Origin of the sequence: Bacillus sp. FSL K6-0923 (genome assembly GCF_038630825.1) — a bacterium.
In the GTDB taxonomy this organism is placed as follows: domain Bacteria; phylum Bacillota; class Bacilli; order Bacillales; family Bacillaceae; genus Bacillus; species Bacillus pumilus.
This window is the reverse complement of sequence record NZ_CP152044.1, coordinates 1806979-1825495: the sequence shown is the minus strand read 5'-3', so window position 1 is coordinate 1825495 and position 18517 is coordinate 1806979. Positions and strand designations below refer to the sequence as shown.

At 41.2% G+C, this 18517-nt stretch carries 18 protein-coding genes and 1 pseudogene; 16 read left to right on the top strand and 3 right to left on the bottom strand.

The window, feature by feature from the left end; all coding sequences use genetic code 11:
* Nucleotides 1-11: 11 nt before the first annotated feature.
* The 8 genes from MHI16_RS09205 to MHI16_RS09170 all read left to right on the top strand — a co-directional run bounded on the left by MHI16_RS09205 (nucleotide 12) and on the right by MHI16_RS09170 (nucleotide 10242).
* Entirely contained in the window at nucleotides 12-944 is a 933-nt protein-coding gene (locus tag MHI16_RS09205) for a sugar ABC transporter permease (protein ID WP_061408030.1), read from the top strand.
* Nucleotides 944-1774, top strand: coding sequence for a carbohydrate ABC transporter permease (locus MHI16_RS09200; RefSeq protein WP_342498169.1), 831 nt, complete (start codon nucleotides 944-946; stop codon nucleotides 1772-1774). The genes MHI16_RS09205 and MHI16_RS09200 overlap by 1 nt, the downstream gene beginning before the upstream one ends.
* A 31-nt stretch (nucleotides 1775-1805) precedes the next feature.
* Nucleotides 1806-3137: an alpha-glucosidase/alpha-galactosidase gene (locus MHI16_RS09195; RefSeq protein ID WP_342498168.1), complete on the top strand. Its 1332-nt coding sequence runs from the start codon at nucleotides 1806-1808 to the stop codon at nucleotides 3135-3137.
* Nucleotides 3138-3482: 345 nt separating this feature from the next.
* Entirely contained in the window at nucleotides 3483-4943 is a 1461-nt protein-coding gene (locus tag MHI16_RS09190; RefSeq protein WP_061408022.1) for a CoA-acylating methylmalonate-semialdehyde dehydrogenase, read from the top strand.
* 222 nt (nucleotides 4944-5165) lie between these two features.
* Nucleotides 5166-6701, top strand: a complete 1536-nt coding sequence (locus MHI16_RS09185; protein ID WP_061408019.1) for a glycoside hydrolase family 43 protein — start codon at nucleotides 5166-5168, stop codon at nucleotides 6699-6701.
* Nucleotides 6702-6732: 31 nt separating this feature from the next.
* Nucleotides 6733-7998, top strand: coding sequence for a glucuronoxylanase (locus MHI16_RS09180; RefSeq protein ID WP_058015629.1), 1266 nt, complete (start codon nucleotides 6733-6735; stop codon nucleotides 7996-7998).
* A gap of 130 nt (nucleotides 7999-8128) precedes the next feature.
* Nucleotides 8129-8836: a response regulator transcription factor gene (locus MHI16_RS09175; protein ID WP_058015630.1), complete on the top strand. Its 708-nt coding sequence runs from the start codon at nucleotides 8129-8131 to the stop codon at nucleotides 8834-8836.
* Nucleotides 8837-8838: 2 nt separating this feature from the next.
* Nucleotides 8839-10242 (top strand): HAMP domain-containing sensor histidine kinase, encoded by a 1404-nt coding sequence (locus MHI16_RS09170; RefSeq protein ID WP_058015631.1) that lies wholly within the window; start codon nucleotides 8839-8841, stop codon nucleotides 10240-10242.
* Nucleotides 10243-10295: 53 nt separating this feature from the next.
* Here MHI16_RS09170 and MHI16_RS09165 read toward each other — a convergent pair whose 3' ends face one another.
* Nucleotides 10296-10604: a DUF4870 domain-containing protein gene (locus MHI16_RS09165; protein WP_058015632.1), complete on the bottom strand. Its 309-nt coding sequence runs from the start codon at nucleotides 10602-10604 to the stop codon at nucleotides 10296-10298.
* Nucleotides 10605-10946: 342 nt separating this feature from the next.
* Between MHI16_RS09165 and MHI16_RS09160 the strand changes: the two genes are divergently transcribed.
* The 4 genes and pseudogenes from MHI16_RS09160 to MHI16_RS09145 form a co-directional block, all read left to right on the top strand.
* Nucleotides 10947-11360, top strand: coding sequence for a MerR family transcriptional regulator (locus MHI16_RS09160; protein WP_268467618.1), 414 nt, complete (start codon nucleotides 10947-10949; stop codon nucleotides 11358-11360).
* 14 nt (nucleotides 11361-11374) lie between these two features.
* Nucleotides 11375-12301: an alpha/beta hydrolase gene (locus MHI16_RS09155; protein ID WP_268467617.1), complete on the top strand. Its 927-nt coding sequence runs from the start codon at nucleotides 11375-11377 to the stop codon at nucleotides 12299-12301.
* Between the two features lie 194 nt (nucleotides 12302-12495).
* Nucleotides 12496-12768, top strand: a complete 273-nt coding sequence (locus tag MHI16_RS09150; RefSeq protein WP_058015635.1) for a DUF2651 family protein — start codon at nucleotides 12496-12498, stop codon at nucleotides 12766-12768.
* Between the two features lie 57 nt (nucleotides 12769-12825).
* Nucleotides 12826-13067: pseudogene (locus tag MHI16_RS09145) on the top strand (cytidine deaminase); the annotation flags it as partial.
* Nucleotides 13068-13110: 43 nt separating this feature from the next.
* Here the strand turns inward: MHI16_RS09145 and MHI16_RS09140 are convergent.
* On the bottom strand, nucleotides 13111-13878 hold the full coding sequence (locus tag MHI16_RS09140; RefSeq protein ID WP_058015636.1) for a pentapeptide repeat-containing protein: 768 nt from the start codon (nucleotides 13876-13878) through the stop codon (nucleotides 13111-13113).
* Nucleotides 13879-14046: 168 nt separating this feature from the next.
* Between MHI16_RS09140 and MHI16_RS09135 the strand changes: the two genes are divergently transcribed.
* Nucleotides 14047-15192, top strand: coding sequence for a choline esterase (locus tag MHI16_RS09135; RefSeq protein WP_058015637.1), 1146 nt, complete (start codon nucleotides 14047-14049; stop codon nucleotides 15190-15192).
* Nucleotides 15193-15392: 200 nt separating this feature from the next.
* On the opposite strand, the gene MHI16_RS09130 is transcribed toward MHI16_RS09135, so the two are convergent.
* A complete protein-coding gene (locus tag MHI16_RS09130) occupies nucleotides 15393-15581 on the bottom strand; it encodes a hypothetical protein (protein ID WP_058015638.1) in 189 nt (62 codons plus the stop codon).
* 219 nt (nucleotides 15582-15800) lie between these two features.
* Between MHI16_RS09130 and MHI16_RS09125 the strand changes: the two genes are divergently transcribed.
* The 3 genes from MHI16_RS09125 (at nucleotide 15801) to MHI16_RS09115 (ending at nucleotide 18515) form a co-directional block, all read left to right on the top strand.
* Nucleotides 15801-16970 carry an NAD(P)/FAD-dependent oxidoreductase gene (locus tag MHI16_RS09125; protein WP_268467616.1) on the top strand — a complete coding sequence of 390 codons (1170 nt, stop codon included), beginning with the start codon at nucleotides 15801-15803 and terminating at the stop codon, nucleotides 16968-16970.
* Between the two features lie 42 nt (nucleotides 16971-17012).
* Complete coding sequence (locus tag MHI16_RS09120) at nucleotides 17013-17693, top strand: TetR/AcrR family transcriptional regulator (RefSeq protein WP_268467615.1); 681 nt, start codon at nucleotides 17013-17015, stop codon at nucleotides 17691-17693.
* Nucleotides 17694-17864: 171 nt separating this feature from the next.
* A complete protein-coding gene (locus tag MHI16_RS09115; protein WP_061407989.1) occupies nucleotides 17865-18515 on the top strand; it encodes a PAS domain-containing protein in 651 nt (216 codons plus the stop codon).
* Nucleotides 18516-18517: the final 2 nt, after the last annotated feature.

Sequence of the window (18517 nt, the reverse complement as noted above, 5' to 3'; positions counted from 1 at the left end):
GAGTGAAGCCAATGAATGACATCACAAAAACTCAGCAGCCAGCCGCATTCACCTCTTTACCAAAGCAGAAAATGAAAAAAAGCCAAAATTCATCCCTTTGGTGGATGTACTTGCCTGCTGTTCTCGTTGTCAGTACCTTTATCATTTATCCTTTTTTGAACGGCATTCAGCTATCCTTTACGAATTGGAATGGGTTTTCACAAACTTATGAATGGATTGGGCTTGATCAATATAAACGTCTGCTTCAGGACCCAGCGACATGGCTTGTTGTTAAAAATACGCTTCTATACGGAATCGGGAGCACCATCTTACAAAATATCATTGGACTTGGATATGCTCTTTTATTAAATCAAAGCTTAAAGATGAGAGCGATCACAAGAACAGTTGTCTATTTACCTGTCATGATTAGTCCGATTGCGATGGGCTATATTTGGTATTTTGTGTTTGCTTACCAAGGCGGTGCCTTAAACGATGTGGTGGCGCTTTTTGGATTTGATCAAATGAATGCACTCGGCAATCCGCAATTAAACACATGGATCATTGTGCTCGTCAACACCTATCAATTCGTCGGGATTGCGATGATCATTTATTTAGCAGGACTGCAAAGCATTCCTAAGGATTATTATGAAGCCGCACAATTAGACGGCGCATCCAGCCTCCAGCAATTCAGGCGAATCACATTGCCACTCCTTATACCGTCTATTACCATTAATGTTGTGCTGAATGTCATTGGCGGGCTCAAGCTCTTTGATGTCATTGTGGCGCTTACTGGCGGCGGACCGGGAGATTCCTCACAATCAATGTCGACCTTTATGTATGATCTGTATTTCAAACGTCAGGATGCAGGCTATGCAGCAACGCAAGGGGTCTTCATGGCGGTCATCATCCTTGTCATTAGTGTCGCAGCACTGATGTATTTCAAACGAAAGGAGACCGAGGTGTGATGGAAAATGCTTTTAAACGTAAGAAGAGATGGTACTCCTTCCTCGCCCTTTTGGTGACATTGCTTCATCTCATTCCATTTTATATCTTGGTGACGACATCATTAAAGGGGATAGGAGATTTCAGTTCAAAATGGCTGTTTCCAAAAGTGCTTCATCTTGAAAACTTTCGCACGGCATGGACAGAGGCTCAGCTTGGCCAATCCTTTTTGAATACCGTGATCATTACGTTCAGCTCTGCTGTATGCCTTATCTTTCTTGGTTCTCTTGCAGCCTATCCGCTCGCAAGAAGAAACACAAAACTGAATAAAGCAGTTTATGTTTTATTCATCGCCATTATGGTCATTCCACCACTCACAGCCCTTGTCCCGCTCTATAAAATGGTCGTTCAGATCGGGATGATGAACACCTATCAAATCGCTATTTTAAATAATGTCGCTGCTTTTTTACCGCTAACCATTTTCTTATACGCAGGCTTTATCCGGTCGACCATTCCAAAGGAGCTTGAAGAAGCAGCCCGTATTGATGGAGCGGGGACATTTAGAGTTTTTTTCACCGTCGTTTTTCCACTTCTGAAACCTATTACCGCTTCTATTTTAATCATTGCCTGTGTGTATATTTGGAACGACTATCAATTTGCCATCTTCTTTTTGCAAGATAAAGAGATGCACACACTCACAGTCGCCTTATCCCATTTTTTTGGTCAAAATCAACATCAACTTCAGCTCGTTGGTGCTGCTGCGCTCATTGCAATGCTGCCGATGGTGACGATGTTTTTACTGTTGCAAAAATATTTTATCGCAGGGCTTTCACAAGGCTCTGTCAAAGGGTAGTTCAATATGGATGCGAAAAGGAGAGTCGTCTATGTCTAAAATTACATTTATCGGTGCAGGGAGTACCGTGTTTGCTAAAAATATATTAGGAGATTGTTTGTTCGTCCCTGCACTAACCGGTTTTGAATTCGCTTTATATGATATCGACCACAACCGGCTGAAAGAATCCGAAACGATGCTCCGCCATTTAAAAGAGAACTACGGTGCACATGTGGCCATTAAGTCCTATCACAACCGAAAAGAAGCCTTAAAGGATGCGAAATATGTGATCAATGCCATCCAGGTTGGAGGCTACCGGCCAAGCACGGTGATTGATTTTGAGATTCCGAAAAACTATGGGTTAAGACAAACGATTGCGGATACGGTTGGCATCGGCGGCATCTTCCGCTTCCTTCGAACAATTCCTGTGATGCTTGATTTTGCAAGGGAGATGGAAGAGGTTTGCCCAAATGCTTTATTGTTAAATTACACAAATCCAATGGCCACACTGACAGGTGCGATGCTGCGCTATACACAGGTTCAAACGGTGGGTCTTTGTCATAGTGTGCAGGTGTGTACAAAGGATCTATTTGAATCACTTGAAATGGATCATGAAGGCATTGAAGAAAAAATTGCCGGCATTAATCATATGGCATGGTTATTAGAAGTGAAACGGGACGGAAAAGATTTGTATCCAGACATCAAAAGAAGAGCGAAAGAAAAGCAGAAATCACGGCATCATGATATGGTACGTTTTGAGCTGATGGATAAATTCGGCTACTATGTCACTGAGTCCTCAGAACACAACGCCGAATACCACCCTTATTTTATCAAATCGCGCTATCCAGAATTGATCGGTCAATTTAATATTCCACTTGATGAATACCCGAGACGCTGCGAGGAGCAAATCAACAACTGGAATACCATGAAGCATGACCTTGTGGGCAATACACAGATCACACATACTCGCTCAAAAGAATATGGTTCTCTTATCATTGAAGCGATTGAAACGAACGTCCCCTTTAAATTTGCCGGGAATGTGCTGAACACAGGCGGCCTCATTCACAACCTGCCTGAAAAAGCGTGTGTCGAAGTGCCGTGTGTTGCAGATCGGAGCGGCATCATGCCATGCTATGTCGGAGAACTCCCTGAACAATTGGCTGGACTCAACCGGACCAATATCAGCTCACAGCTCATGACAATTGAAGCAGCAATCAGTGGCAAAAAAGAGCACATTTATCAAGCGGCATTACTTGATCCACACACAAGCGCTGAACTATCGATTGATGACATCATCAAATTATGCGATGAACTCATTGAAGCACATGGTGAGATGCTCCCGCATTTTTCAGAACCGAATCAATATACCGCATCAACCAACTAACAGAAATAAACCAGCCTCTACCTGATGCAACGCGCATCAGGTTTTTTTATGCTGCAAAAAGAGGATTGACTGAAAGCGTTTTTAATATTATGATTTTTCTAAAGTTAATCAAGAGTTAACCAAAAAATCACCATGAATGAATCGCATTCGGGAATTATTTCTCACAACCAAAGGGATGGGCGGCAACCTTTCACACGTTAGAGCAAGCTTTTATCACAACGTAAACCAAAACGACAATAATATTTGACAAAGAGTGTATACTGATGGGCGCCCATTTGATGAGACAATGACAACCAAACACATCCTATAAGCATGACATTTTTTCATAAAAAGGAGAGAGGGAACATGACCAAAACAGATGTACAAATGTTGAAAAATTATATTGGCGGACAATGGATTGAGGCAGAAACTAGTCAGACAGAGGCAGTATATAACCCAGCTACTGGCGAGGTCATCGCAGAAGTGCCGCTTTCAACAAAAAAAGATGTCGAACGTGCGGTACAGGCAGCACAAGAAGCATTTACCACTTGGTCAAAAACACCCGTTCCCCGCCGTGCCCGCATTTTATTTAAATATCAGCAGTTACTCGTTGAAAAATGGGATGAGCTGGCTGAACTCGTCACGCTTGAAAACGGAAAAAGCATAACAGAAGCAAAAGGAGAAGTGCAGCGAGGGATTGAATGTGTCGAATTTGCCGCTGGTGCACCAACCTTAATGATGGGAAAACAATTACCAGATATCGCATCTGGACTCGAATCTGGCATGTACCGCTATCCAATAGGCGTCATCGGGGGGATTACACCATTTAACTTTCCGATGATGGTCCCTTGCTGGATGTTTCCGCTTGCCATTGCCTGCGGAAATACGTTTGTTTTAAAACCTTCAGAGCGCACGCCGATTCTTGCCGCACGTTTAGCCGAACTATTTGAAGAAGCAGGTCTTCCAAAAGGTGTTCTCAACATTGTCAATGGGGCTCACGATGTTGTCAATGGTCTGCTTGAACACCAAAAGGTTAAAGCCATTTCATTTGTCGGCTCTCAACCAGTCGCAGAATACGTCTATAAAAAAGGCACAGAGCATGGCAAACGTGTCCAAGCACTTGCAGGAGCAAAAAATCACTCCATTGTCCTCCAAGATGCAGATTTAGACGCGGCAACAAAACAAATCATTGGTGCTGCCTTTGGATCAGCAGGAGAGCGCTGCATGGCCGCGGCCGTTGTCGCTGTGGAAGAAGAAGTGGCAGATGAGCTCATTCAAAAATTAGTTGATGAATCGAACGAGCTCGTCATTGGAAACGGAATAAATGAAGAGGTCTTTCTTGGTCCAGTCATTCGAGAGGAACATAAGGAGCGAACGCTTCAATACATTCAGTCAGGGATTGAAGAAGGCGCAAGTCTCATTCGAGATGGTAGGAAAGATCACGAAACAAACGGAAAAGGGTATTTCGTTGGACCAACGATCTTTGACCATGTGACAAATCAAATGAAAATTTGGCAGGACGAGATTTTCGCCCCAGTCTTATCAATTGTTCGTGTCTCTTCACTGACAGAAGCGATCGACCTGTCCAATCAATCAAAATTTGCAAACGGTGCCTGCCTTTACACAGACAGTGCATCAAGCATCAGAGAATTCCGCGAAAACATCGAAGCAGGGATGCTCGGCGTCAATATCGGTGTTCCCGCACCAATGGCATTTTTCCCGTTTTCCGGCTGGAAGGATTCTTTCTACGGGGACTTGCACGCCAATGGAACAGACGGGGTGGAGTTTTATACAAGAAAGAAAATGGTGACCGCGCGTTATATGTGATCAACAATCATGAATAAGCTAAAAAAATGCAGTTCCAAAAGGAGAACTGCATTTTTTTGTTGTCTCCTAGTCAAAAAGTAAGGGTTTTCATCGTTGTTTTAGCAGCGATTCGCCCAAGAAATCATCCTTTGTATTCATTCTTCATCAGCGTCTATCAACATAATTTGAAATTGGGCGTAAACCCCAATATTAGGAAGATGAAAACAGGAGGAAAATGACACGATGAGAAAGAGGATGAAGTGCGGTTTAGGTTTATTGATTCTTGCTTTGGTACTAAGCTGTGTACCTGTATATGATGCGAGTGCAGCAAGTACCCCCATTGCAAAACAAGTAGGAAATGCAAATCCGCTCATAGACCATCACCTGGGGGCGGATCCGTTTGCGCTCACCTATAACGGAAGAGTGTACATTTATATGTCGAGCGATGACTATGAGTATCACAGCAATGGAACGATTAAGGACAATTCTTTTGCAAATTTGAATAGGGTTTTTGTCATCTCTTCCGCGGATATGGTGAACTGGACAGATCACGGAGCGATTCCAGTAGCAGGTGCCAATGGGGCGAATGGCGGGAAAGGGATTGCCAAATGGGCAGGCGCTTCTTGGGCTCCAGCCGCTGCGGTGAAGAAGATCAATGGGAAGGATAAATTTTTCCTCTATTTTGCTAACAGCGGCGGAGGGATTGGCGTCTTGACAGCGGACAGCCCGATTGGTCCTTGGAAAGATCCTATCGGAAAAGCGCTCGTCACGCCAAATACACCAGGGATGTCCGGTGTTGTATGGCTGTTTGATCCAGCCGTATTTGTAGATGATGACGGGACCGGTTATTTATATGCCGGAGGAGGCGTTCCAGGCGGTTCAAATCCAACGCAGGGACAATGGGCCAATCCTAAAACAGCAAGAGTTCTGAAGCTAGGGCCTGACATGACAAGTGTGGTCGGCAGTGCATCAACCATTGATGCCCCTTTTATGTTTGAAGATTCGGGAATGCATAAGTATAACGGTACCTATTACTATTCCTATTGCATCAATTTTGGAGGCTCCCACCCAGCAGATAAACCACCAGGCGAGATCGGTTATATGACGAGCTCAAGTCCTATGGGTCCCTTTACGTATAAAGGACACTTCTTGAAAAATCCGGGTTCATTTTTCGGTGGCGGCGGTAACAACCATCATGCTGTGTTTAATTTTAAAAACGAGTGGTATGTCGTGTATCACACACAAACGGTGAGCTCTGCCTTATACGGAGCAGGGAAAGGCTACAGATCTCCGCACATTAATAAGCTTGTGCATAATGCTGACGGCTCCCTTCGAGAGGTCGCAGCCAATTTTGAAGGCGTTAAACAACTTTCCAACCTAAATCCTTATCAGCGGGTAGAAGCTGAAACGTTCGCTTGGAATGGACGCATTTTAACAGAGGCCTCCTCAGCACCTGGTGGGCCAGTCAATAACCAGCATGTCACAAACATTCAAAACGGCGATTGGGTGGCTGTCAGTAATGTCGATTTCGGATCGATGGGTGCCAGAACCTTTAAAGCCAATGTAGCAGCCGCTTCAGGCGGACAAATTGAGGTACGTCTTGGCAGTCCAGACGGCAGAATTGCCGGAACACTCAATGTCCCTTCCACAGGTGGAAACTGGCGAGAAATAGAAACAGCAGTCAACGGGGCAACGGGAGTACACAACGTATTCTTTGTCTTCAAAGGAAATGGTTCCAGCCTATTCCAATTTGATTCCTGGCAGTTTACTCAAAGGTAAACAAAACTGGTTGATGGGAGAGTGGGAAAATTTGATGTCCATAATCAAAAAACCAATTTGCACTTTATTGGTCTGCTTCACTATGTTGTCTGTCATGTTTTTAGGGCCTGGGGTAACTGAGGTGTCAGCGGCAGATGCGAATATTAATGTCAATGCGGAAAGACAAGTGATCCGCGGCTTTGGCGGAATGAACCACCCGGCTTGGATTGGTGATTTGACCGGCCCTCAAAGGGATACCGCCTTTGGCAATGGACAGAATCAGTTAGGATTCTCCATTTTACGGATTTATGTAGACGAGAACAGAAATAATTGGCAGAGAGAAGTCGCCACCGCCAAAAGAGCGATAGAGCACGGCGCTTTGGTGATCGCTTCGCCTTGGAATCCTCCAAGCCATATGGTAGAGACTTTCAACCGTAATGGTGCGTCTGCAAAGCGGCTGAGATACAATCAATACGCCGCATATGCTCAGCATTTGAATGATTTTGTGACATTCATGAAAAATAACGGCGTCAATCTCTATGCCATTTCTGTACAGAACGAGCCTGATTATGCACATGAATGGACATGGTGGACACCTCAGGAAATCCTGCGATTCATGAGAGAAAATGCTGGCTCCATTAATGCACGTGTGATTGCACCAGAATCTTTTCAATACCTTAAAAATATCTCAGATCCTATCTTAAACGATCCGCAGGCGCTTAGTAATATGGACATTCTCGGTGCCCATCTGTACGGAACCCAAATCAGCCAGCTTCCGTATCCTCTTTTCAAACAAAAAGGAGGAGGAAAAGAGCTGTGGATGACAGAGGTCTACTACCCGAATAGTGATAACAATTCAGCGGACCGCTGGCCTGAGGCATTAGGGGTATCAGAGCATATTCACCATTCAATGGTGGAAGGGGACTTTCAAGCGTATGTATGGTGGTACATCCGGAGATCATACGGTCCTATGAAAGAAGATGGAATGATTAGCAAGCGTGGATACAACATGGCGCATTTCTCCAAGTTTGTGCGACCAGGGTTCGTCAGAATTGATGCAACGAAAAGCCCTGAACCGAATGTTTTCGTCTCAGCCTATAAAGGAAACAATCAGGTCGTCATTGTCGCGATTAACAAAAACAATGCAGGAGTCAATCAACACTTTGTCATGCAAAACGGAACTGCTTCACAAGCGTCAAGATGGATCACGAGCAGCAACAGTAACCTTCAGCCTGGAACTGACTTAAACATATCAGGAAATCAATTTTGGGCACATCTCCCAGCTCAAAGTGTGACAACATTTGTGGTCAAACGCTAAAAAACAACAAAAGCCAATTTTCTCATTAAAAAAGAAAATTGGCTTTTTTCTGTGTAAATAGAAAGTTGATTTTTCACGACGTCTCCACTTTGGGTATAATAATAACAATGACTTCAGGAGAGTGATCATAATGCCAAAACTTCAAAGCAAAGTCTTGATTATAGATGACGAAAAAGAAATCTTAGAATTAATCCATACCGTATTAACAAGAGAAGGCATTGATCGGGTGATAACAGCTTCAACTGCCCGTGATGGGCTCTCGCAATTCCATCAAGAACAACCCGATCTCGTCATACTGGATATTATGCTGCCAGACGGTGAAGGCTACGATATTTGCAAACAAATCAGAGACGTCTCGCATGTTCCGATTATCTTTTTATCAGCAAAGGGAGAGGAATCAGACAAAATTGTAGGACTTGCCATTGGCGGTGATGATTATATTACAAAGCCGTTCAGTCCAAAAGAAGTCGCCTATCGGGTAAAAGCCCAGCTTAGACGGTCGTCATACTTACAGCCTTCTCAAACAGATCCCATCATCAAAAAAGGGCCATTTGAGTTAAACGAGCAGCAAGCCGAACTGACGAAAAACGGAGCGGCGATTGAGCTCACTCCGAAAGAACTTATGTTGATGACCTATTTTTTGCAGCACCCGAATCGCGTGATCAGTAAAGAAACGCTTTATCAAACGGTTTGGGGAGAGGATTTCTTCGGTTCTGATAATACGGTGATGGTTCATATACGAAGACTTCGAGAGAAAATAGAAAATTCCCCATCTACACCAGAATTTCTCGTGACGGTTAAAGGACTTGGCTATAAATTTGTTGTAAAGGATGCATAAAGATGAAATGGCGATTAACAGGCAGATATATGGTCTCTGTCATTATCGTGACCATTATCACGGTCTTTATTAACTTATTTGGATTCATGATTTGGCTTGTACTACAAGCAAGTAGCCAGCAAAACGAAGAAAATACGCCCGAAACCTTCACAAGAACATTTGAACAATACATCACCTTGTCCGATCAAGATATCACTGTGAGTAAAGAAGGACAGCAAGCCTTAAAACAACAAAATGCATGGATTCAGATATTAGACGAAAATGGACAAGATGTTTATCATGCACAAGCACCTAAAGGCTTAAAAAGCAAATACACACCTATAGAAATCGTAAACTTACACAAATATAAAGATAAGCAATTGATGTCGACGATCTATGCTGGGGGGAAAAATGGAAAGGGCAAGGAATACAGCTACTTTATCGGATTTAAGGACCCTTCCATCGGAAAATATTTATTTTCTTTTGATACGAAAGACTTAATAGCGCAATTCAATATCGGGACGATGATTTTATTATCGATTGATGCCATCATTGCCTTATTCATTGGATACTTATTCAGCCGTCAGCTCATCAAACCGCTCGGCCGTGCCATTTATGGCATCCAGCGGCTCGCAAACGGAGATTATACGACGAAGCTGCCAACTAAGGGGATATATAAAGATGTTTTCTATAATGTCAATCACTTATCAGAGCAGCTCGCTTCAAGTCAAAAAGAAAAAGACAAATTAGAGCAAATGCGGGAAGAGTGGATCAGTCATATTTCTCATGATATTAAAACACCATTATCCTCTATTCAAGGCTATGCAGAAATCATGAAAGATCCGAATTATCCTCTTTCAGATCAAGACATCAAACATTATGCCAGCATCATAGAGAATAAATCACTGTACATCAAAGATGTCATGGAGGACCTAAATTTAACAACAAGGCTGAAAAATAACGATGTGATGCTGCATAAAGAGCTGGTGAACATTGTGCCATTGCTGCGTGAAACGTTAATTGATATCCTCAACGATTCTAGATATGCAGATCAAACCATTGAGCTGCAAACGAATGTAGACAAGCTTATGCTGAATATTGATACGATCCTCATAAGAAGAGCGGTCACCAATCTCATTTTAAATGCCCTTGTTCACAATGATGCTGATGTGAAAATCATTGTACACCTTGAACAAAAAGAACATACCCACATCACAATTCAAGACAGCGGCAAAGGAATTGAAGAGGCAGAGCTAGAAAAAGTGTTTGACCGCTACTATCGAGGGACGAATACAGGAGGGACACATGCAGGCTCTGGTCTTGGAATGGCGATTGCAAAAGATATCATCCAAAAACACGGCGGAGATATTACGATACAAAGTATGATAGGGGAAGGCACAACGATTGATATCCAATTACCCGCTTGAACGGACATACAAAGAAACGGTTCTGCTCAATCACAGAACCGTTTTTTCATCTATTATTCTGAAAACACTTTAATGCCTTTCACAATGTTCCAAATGAAGAAGTAGATCGCCACAAGGAATGTCACAGCATACGTTGCAATTAAGAACGGACCAGCATGGCTGATATCGTTCATACCAAGTAAACCTGAACCGGCAATCCCAATACCGAAAATCAAATAAGGAATAACATGCGTCCATAGTGACTTTTTCGCATGATACTTTACTTCATCCTTTCCTAAGAAGTAGACGATAATCGGAAACAGAAACGGTGCAAAAAAGATACTGAAGTAACATAATGAAGACAAAATTTTATTTTCTCTCAAACCTTTTCACCTCTATGATTGATTTAGAAGAGAGGACCATTTGACTCATCCCTCACTTCCTTACAAACCCATTGTACAACCCCAACCTTAACTTGTATTAATCCGAACCTTACAGCAACCTTAAAAATGTTAAACAGTAGAATGATCAATGAAAAATAAAATACAAACAAGGTATTTCAATTTAATCTATTAGAAAAAAACGTTGACTTTGTTCATCTCTCTGATCCTGTGGCTTCGTCATTTTTTCCCTAACATAAAATGAATGTTCGCCTTGACCTTGAAGTATAGTTCAACCTTTATAATGTACATATAGTAAGACAAAATAATAAAAAAGGAGTAACGATGGAGTTGATGACTAGAGGAGAACTTGCCAAAAAAACAGGAGTAAGTCCTGCCGCAATTCGTTACTATGAAGAGCACAACATATTACCTGCTCCAAGACGACGTTCAAACGGTTACAGATTCTACACAGAAGACTATGTTGTGAAGATTCAATTGATCAAAGATGCGAAAACGCTGGGTTATTCATTAAAGGAAATAGCTGAAATTATGGACATGCTAAGTCAAGACATAGAACTTGATACACTAAGAGAAATTGTCCATCTTAAACATGAAGAAATTGATAAGAAAATTAAAAGCCTTCGTCTCATTCAAGACCTTTTATCTAACTTATTAAAGACCCCTGAAAAAAAAGTACAAGTCTACCTGGAATCATTTCGTGTACCAAATGAGGATGATCAATCATCATTTGAGTGAAAGGAGAGAAAAAAATGAGTGTAGAAATTTATCATGGTGAGCGTTCTGAAGAAAGTATTCAATTTGAAACATTATTCGCTTCGCAAAGTAATAAAGAGAGTTTTTCTAGTATCGAACACACAAAAAAATTTCTTGAGCAAAAAGGAATTGAAAATACGCAGCCTTATGCCATTGGAGATGATGTGAAGTTAATGAGTGAGGTACAAGAGCAAACATTCGAAGGCATGCAAGTTTTCACATTAAATGAACAAGCATCACAAAACCAAAAAGTCATTCTCTATCTACATGGCGGTGCATGGACAAATCAGCCTTTGAATGTCCACTGGTGGTTCATGGATAAAATGGCGCAATCACTAGGTGCGAAAGTGGTCGCTCCTATTTACCCAAAAGTGCCTCATTATAGCCATCAGGATACGTATCCGAAAATACTTAACCTATATAAAGACCTTCTGAAAACTGCCGGAAGTGCCAATCAAATGACGATCATGGGAGATTCAGCTGGTGGAAACATCTCACTTGGTCTAGCGCACCTTTTAAAGAAGGAGGATCTGCCGCAGCCGAAGGATATTATTTTATTATCTGCATGTGTCGACATGAGCTTAAGCAATCCTCTCATGTTTGAATATGCAAAAAAGGACCCGATTCTAGGTCATGAAGGAATGGAAGTCATTGCAAAGATTTGGACAGCTGATCAACATGTAACTGACCCATTGATTAGTCCCATTTACGGTGACTTCAAAGGACTTGCGAAGATTACTCATTTCATTGGAACACATGATATGTTATATCCAGATGCCATAAAGCTCGATGAACACCTAACAGAACAAGGAATTGACATCAAAACCTTTGTTTATCCTGAAATGCTGCATGTGTTTGTTGTCATGCCAATCCCTGAGGCACAAGATGCTCAGGAGAAAATCATTCAGGTGATCAATCGTTAGGGATTCCGTTCACACCAAAAAGACTGCTTCCCTTAAGCAGTCTTTTTAAATACAATCACAATGTCCATTCAATACAGATTCCGCTTCATTAAATTCCAATTTTTGTTTACAATGAGCGTATTTCCCATTAATATAATGATTGTTCGCTTTTTCATTGGGATGAAAAATGGCTGGTTAGTAAAGGAGAGTGAATGATGAGTGTTTCTTTTCTTCAACCTATGGCTCTGATCTTATTTACATTGCCTTTGTTATTTTTAATATGGGGGATTGTAGGCTATATCATCTTTAAGCGGGTCTACATCGTTCTAATAATCACCTTTGCAGCTTCAACCGTTTTTATCTTTGCCTATACGGGGTTTGACATATCGAATATGTATTGGGTGATCGCTATGACCTTTCTATGCATGTGTACCTCTGTCATCACAAAAATGATCTGCTATATGATTCATCGCTATAAAAATAGATAAGAAGATGATATGTGTAAACATAATTTTTTGTTTTCATGAAAACTTTAGATCTATCCAGAAGCCATTACGATTGGCAGCGCTTTATCGGATGGATAAAGGATTTTGATACAATTGTTGCAGTGAGACACCCTTATTCAGATGAAGACGATAGAAGAAATATGGTAGTAAGCCCTTGCGGCATCAGCCGGGAGCTCATTTCAGACTTCGGACCAGCATGTTTTGTCATCCTTGAGATGGATGAGGAGCTGGTCACGGTGAAAATCGAAGAACTCATTCTGCTCAAATATACTCGAAGCTGATGTACCCCATAAAGATAAAGTAGGAAAAGGGATGCAGCAAACGTTAAATGTGCTCCTTGCTGCATCCAAGATGACTGAAAAATCGCTCAACAAAAGCAGCCCCATATATTTTCTCCATATGTTTCGTGTTAAACATATACTGTTCCATTGGTTCAAGCTTGCGCAGACTGCGCACTAGTATTTTACGATCATCGTCAGAAAGAGTAGGATCATCATCTATCTTCTCCAAAGCCTTTTTCACACGTGAAGATACATTTTCAACATACAGATGATTTTTGGATGCTGGCGGAATACATGCCGCTAGGTCACAGCCTGTAAAACGAACACCGTCAAGGGTGCAGTTTTCAAAATTGGCGATCAGCTTTTGTTTGCCATTTCCCTCAAACGTTATATCTATTAGCTTACCAGCAAAGGTACAATTGACGATATTCGCTGCCTGTAATACGCGGTCATTGAATCTACATTTAGAGAAAGTACAATCGATAAACATAGCATTCTCCAATGTCATTCCTCTCATATCACAAGAAGAAAACACACAATTGGTGAAGACAGCTTCGTTTTTGGCAATGCCCACAGAGCGCAAGTCTGAACGACTAAAAGTACAATCATCAATCGTACTACCAGCAAAAAATCTCGCATTCGTGAGATCACACGTATCAAATACAAGATGATGCAGGTGACAGCTCCAAAATATAGGAGAACGAACATTTGAGTTGATGATTGTCGTTCTACTGATTGTTTCGTTTTCATACCTGGCAACATCAGAAAACATTTCGTTGTCTATTGATATACCAGACTCAAGTCTTCTCATCGCTATCACCCTATCATTTCTTCAGAATGTTTCACAATCAAGAATTCCATTCAGCAAGTTCATTTCATTTCTCTTAGCACTTGTCTTTGACTCAAGATTATATCACAAAAAGATACTCACCCAGCAAAGAACAGATATCCATTTTCAAGATGAAAGGGGCATAAAAGAATGAAAAGGTATGACACATTCCCAAAACCAATCGGTAGCTATATAGCCGGCCGAATCCAGATGGATTTTGAGTATACGGCATCAGATCATTCGAAAAGAGAACTGACCGCATTTATGTACTATCCATCTGATAGCAGCGAAGGAAAGACTCCATCCACGTACATGTTTCCTGAAGTCTACGAAATGCTTCATGACCAGCCGCTTGTCACTGAGTATTTGAAGAAAATAAACTTCTTCTCTATCGATATAAAAACGCATTGTTATGACGATGTGGCTCTTTCTCGGAAGAAAGAGCGCTATCCAGTACTATTTTATGTTTGCGGCGGGGGCGGTTCACCAGAATGGGGGACAGTACTCTGCTCAGACCTAGCAAGCATGGGATATGTTGTCGTCAGTATCGGCCATCAGAATAGCACCATGTATAAACGCAAAGATGGGCAGCTGTTGAATGTATCAAAGGATTTTTCGAATGTCATTATGGCGTTTTCTGAAGATCCAGAGATGATGACGCTAGCTGGTAAGATGAAGATGCGTTCTGACGATGAAACGGCTATTGAGATGTGCCGTAACGTCCTTTCCTTACCAATCATTAACGAGTTAACAAGATATAGTGAACAACAGGCTGAAGATGTAAAGTACGCAGCCGATTATCTTCACAAACTAGACTCTGGAGAATCGAAGTCCATCTTTCATAACAGACTGCTGCTCGGCATCGGCATGGGTATCGCCGGACATTCTTATGGCGGACCTACAGCGGCTTTTGTTTGCCGGGATGACGACCGGTTTGCCTGCGGGGTTGGCTTAGATAGTGGTGCATTCGGCCTTCTCGACAGTGACCTCAACAAACCTTTTTTGCTGCTGTTTTCTGAACCGAATTATGATATGAATGCAATCATTGGAGCTAACAACAGCATGGAAACCTATTATTTCTCTGTTGATGGTGCTGCACATTTAGATTACTGTGACATCGTGTTTAGCGGTGTAGATGAAGAGCTCAGAGGCACGAGGGAGGCATTAGAGATGCGAAATCTTGTGACGGACTATACGAAGACCTTTTTTGATCATTATATCCTGCAAAAGGCTGTACGTGTGGAAAACCTGTCATATGAAGGTGTAGACTTAATCGAGAAAACCAGTAACAAGTGAGATAGGGTAAGCTGCTGACATTTTTTAAGAGTATTCTTCAAGTTGACTCTCTTAGCTTGTAAATGAAGAGAAAATGTAAGGTGGATCAATCATCTTGAATAAGTAACAACGCTGCTGGCAGCTGCATTCATATCAAGGTAAATCACAATAACCTAAACACATCCCCATTGTTCTAATGGTGGATTGTGTGTTTAGGTTTTTTAGCGATTGAATCGTTTTCGAAGAATTAGGCATGAGACAGCGAATACTGCGAAAGCGCCCGCTGATCCAGCAGCAAATAACAGCTCAGCTTGTTCTGGTTTGGGTTTGAATAACAAAGGGACAGAAAGAATAAGCGCGGCACCACTAAAGCCCAATCCTAATATCAACATTGCCAATAATTTATTCATAGAAACACCTCTTACACTCAGAGTTTGAACAATGGAAAACTTTAAGATTCCTAGATGGAGTGTATCACATGATGGCGGGCGATTGGTTTCTTTTCATTAAAACACAATCGTGAAACAAACAATTTCAAACGAACACTGTTCTTTACGAACGATGTTCGTTATAATACAAATGAGATGTAGTTTTAAACAATTTCCATAAAGGAAGAGGAGATGCATACGATGACGGCATTATCTAAGGATCAAAAGCAAATCGCTATCATTGGAGGAGGACCTGGGGGACTAACACTCGCCTTAATTCTGCAAAATTACGGTATACAAACAACCATCTATGAACGGGAGATTCATGACAAGAGTCTTGAACGAGGAGGCTCACTGGATATTCACGAAGAAACAGGTCAAAAAGCCTTAAAAGAAGCAGGAGTTTATGAGAAATTTCAAAGAAATGCCCGTTATGAAGGGGAAGATTTCCGATTACTTGATAAATCAGGAAAAATTTATTTAGATGAAGAAACGGAATCAGATCAAAAAGGCACTCGTCCAGAAATTGATCGTGGTGTGTTGTGCGAACTGCTGCTGGATCAAATTGATGCTGAAAACATCAAATATGGATACAAATTAGAAAGATGTGTTTCATTAGAAAGCGGCATGACGGAGCTTCATTTTGAAAACGGGGTTGTCGAGACAGTTGACCTTTTGATTGGAGCTGATGGTGCTTTCTCTCGTGTGCGTCCTCTGTTAACAGATATTCAGATTGGATACTCTGGGCTCACGATGCTGGAACTGAATGTCTTAAGCGTAAAGGAGAACCACCCTGATTTAGCTGAATTTAATAAACGTGGTAAGATGTTTGCTTTAGCAGACCACAAAGGACTGATTGGTCAATTAAACGGAGATGGACGAATCAAAGTGTATGCAAGCCTTATGGTCGAACGCAACTGGATCGAGACTTGTGGTATACCGTTTCATCAAGCGAAAGAAGCAAAAGAACAATTATTAGAGTTATTTAGTGATTGGGATGATCAGCTGAAAAATTATATTCGCTATGCAGAAGATGCCATCATTCCAAGACGGATTTATACGCTTCCTACCGGTTTTAAATGGAATCGTCATAAAGGAGTAACACTTATCGGTGATGCAGCTCACGTCATGTCGCCATTCGCAGGCGAGGGTGTCAACATGGCTATGTTTGATGCAAGGGAGCTAGCACTTGCTATTGTCCGACATCCTCATCATATTGAAAAGGCTATTGAAGAATACGAAGACATGATGTACGAATATTCATCGGAAAAGGCTCGTGAATCGGAGAATAGTTTAAAGCTGTGTTTTTCAAAAGACGCTGCGGTCAAGCTTGCAGATATGATGAATTCTTTTCAAGAAAACGGTGATTGATGCTCAATTTACTATTTTACTTTGACATGTTATAAAGAGAGTATGAACAATTCAAATCGTCGTATTATAAGTCGCCGGTCTCGGCCGGCTAAAGAACCCTTAAGCCGTGAGCTGATTGTGAAAACGGCCTATGAGCTTCTTAAGGAGCAAGGGATAGAGGGCATGAGTATGCGTAAGGTGGCTAAAGCATTGGATACGGGACCTGCATCCTTGTATGTCTACGTGAACAATGTTCAAGAACTCAGTGCTTACGTATTGGATTATGGTCTCGGCCAAATGGTTTATCCAAATGCAGAGAATGGCACATGGAAAGAACAGTTATTTGACATATTGCATACTTATTTCCTACTGCTATTCGAAAAACCTGGTCTCGCTGAAATTTCTCTTTCCACCATTCCACAAGGAACGAACTTTCTTCAGTTGACCGAACATATTCTCGCTGCATTGCATGAAGGCGGGATCAAATCTACATCTGCAGCATGGGGAGTAGACCTATTGCTCTTATACGTATCTTCCGTAGCATACGAAAAGGTATCTTGGAAGAAACAAGGCTCTTCGCAGATTTCAGACATAAAAAAAACATTTGATGATGCAGACAAAACGCGTTTTCCTTTCATTCATCGTGTAAAAGAAGAAATGTTTGCAGGTGATACCGTTTCAATGGAACGGTTCCGATGGGGAATTGACGTCATTTTGTATGGAATCCAGAAAGAAATCAATTAGAAAGGAGCACAAGCAAAAAGCAGTCAATGAATGGCTGCTTTTTTTATATGTTTTTTCACATTTTGATCTTGTGAGCATCATGATACATATATATATAAATAAATCTATATATTGTTTTTATATATAAAAAATTATATAATCTAGTGGAATAAAAAAATGAGGTGCTTAGGCATGGAACATATTAAAAAGTTATTAGAAAGTTATATTCCCTTAGCAAAATCTACTGCAAAAATGTTTGGACCAAATTGTGAAGTGGTGATTCATGATTTAACGAACCCTCAAGCATCTGTCATGTTTACTGTAAATAACCATGTGACAGGAAGAGAAATCGGTCAATCATTTGATCATTTAGTAAAGACTGTATTACAATCAGAAGATTTTAAAGAAGATTATCTTGCTGGTTATACATTTGTAACAGAAGATAAACGTACGATTCGTTCTTCGACTTCATTAATACGTGATTCAAAGCAAAAAGTGATCGGTGCTTTCTGTATCAACTTTGATGTTGAAGCACTGAATCAAATGCAGCAATTTATGGATACTTTTCTTACTACACAAGTGGAAGCTCATGAGAAAGAAACAACATCAAATGATGATCTTGAAAATGTGGAAGAAATAGTAGATCAGTTGATTCAACAGATCATTCAAAACAGTGTTCATCCAGTCATGAAACGTCATGAAAAAATTGAACTAATGAAATTCATGGATGAAAAGGGCATTTTTTTAATGAAAGGATCTGTTGAGAAGGTCGCATCTATGTTAGGCATTTCCAAAGTAACCGTCTATAGCTATTTGGATGAAATCAAAAATAAATCAAAGTAAGG

Coding starts and splice junctions, on each gene's coding strand:
- MHI16_RS09130 (WP_058015638.1), bottom strand. CDS start 15,581: ATGAATAAATTATTGGCAATGTTGATATTAGGATTGGGCTTTAGTGGT.
- MHI16_RS09200 (WP_342498169.1), top strand. CDS start 944: ATGGAAAATGCTTTTAAACGTAAGAAGAGATGGTACTCCTTCCTCGCC.
- MHI16_RS09175 (WP_058015630.1), top strand. CDS start 8,129: ATGCCAAAACTTCAAAGCAAAGTCTTGATTATAGATGACGAAAAAGAA.
- MHI16_RS09140 (WP_058015636.1), bottom strand. CDS start 13,878: ATGAGAAGACTTGAGTCTGGTATATCAATAGACAACGAAATGTTTTCT.
- MHI16_RS09170 (WP_058015631.1), top strand. CDS start 8,839: ATGAAATGGCGATTAACAGGCAGATATATGGTCTCTGTCATTATCGTG.
- MHI16_RS09195 (WP_342498168.1), top strand. CDS start 1,806: ATGTCTAAAATTACATTTATCGGTGCAGGGAGTACCGTGTTTGCTAAA.
- MHI16_RS09115 (WP_061407989.1), top strand. CDS start 17,865: ATGGAACATATTAAAAAGTTATTAGAAAGTTATATTCCCTTAGCAAAA.
- MHI16_RS09135 (WP_058015637.1), top strand. CDS start 14,047: ATGAAAAGGTATGACACATTCCCAAAACCAATCGGTAGCTATATAGCC.
- MHI16_RS09155 (WP_268467617.1), top strand. CDS start 11,375: ATGAGTGTAGAAATTTATCATGGTGAGCGTTCTGAAGAAAGTATTCAA.
- MHI16_RS09125 (WP_268467616.1), top strand. CDS start 15,801: ATGACGGCATTATCTAAGGATCAAAAGCAAATCGCTATCATTGGAGGA.
- MHI16_RS09185 (WP_061408019.1), top strand. CDS start 5,166: ATGAGAAAGAGGATGAAGTGCGGTTTAGGTTTATTGATTCTTGCTTTG.
- MHI16_RS09120 (WP_268467615.1), top strand. CDS start 17,013: ATGAACAATTCAAATCGTCGTATTATAAGTCGCCGGTCTCGGCCGGCT.
- MHI16_RS09150 (WP_058015635.1), top strand. CDS start 12,496: ATGAGTGTTTCTTTTCTTCAACCTATGGCTCTGATCTTATTTACATTG.
- MHI16_RS09205 (WP_061408030.1), top strand. CDS start 12: ATGAATGACATCACAAAAACTCAGCAGCCAGCCGCATTCACCTCTTTA.
- MHI16_RS09190 (WP_061408022.1), top strand. CDS start 3,483: ATGACCAAAACAGATGTACAAATGTTGAAAAATTATATTGGCGGACAA.
- MHI16_RS09160 (WP_268467618.1), top strand. CDS start 10,947: ATGGAGTTGATGACTAGAGGAGAACTTGCCAAAAAAACAGGAGTAAGT.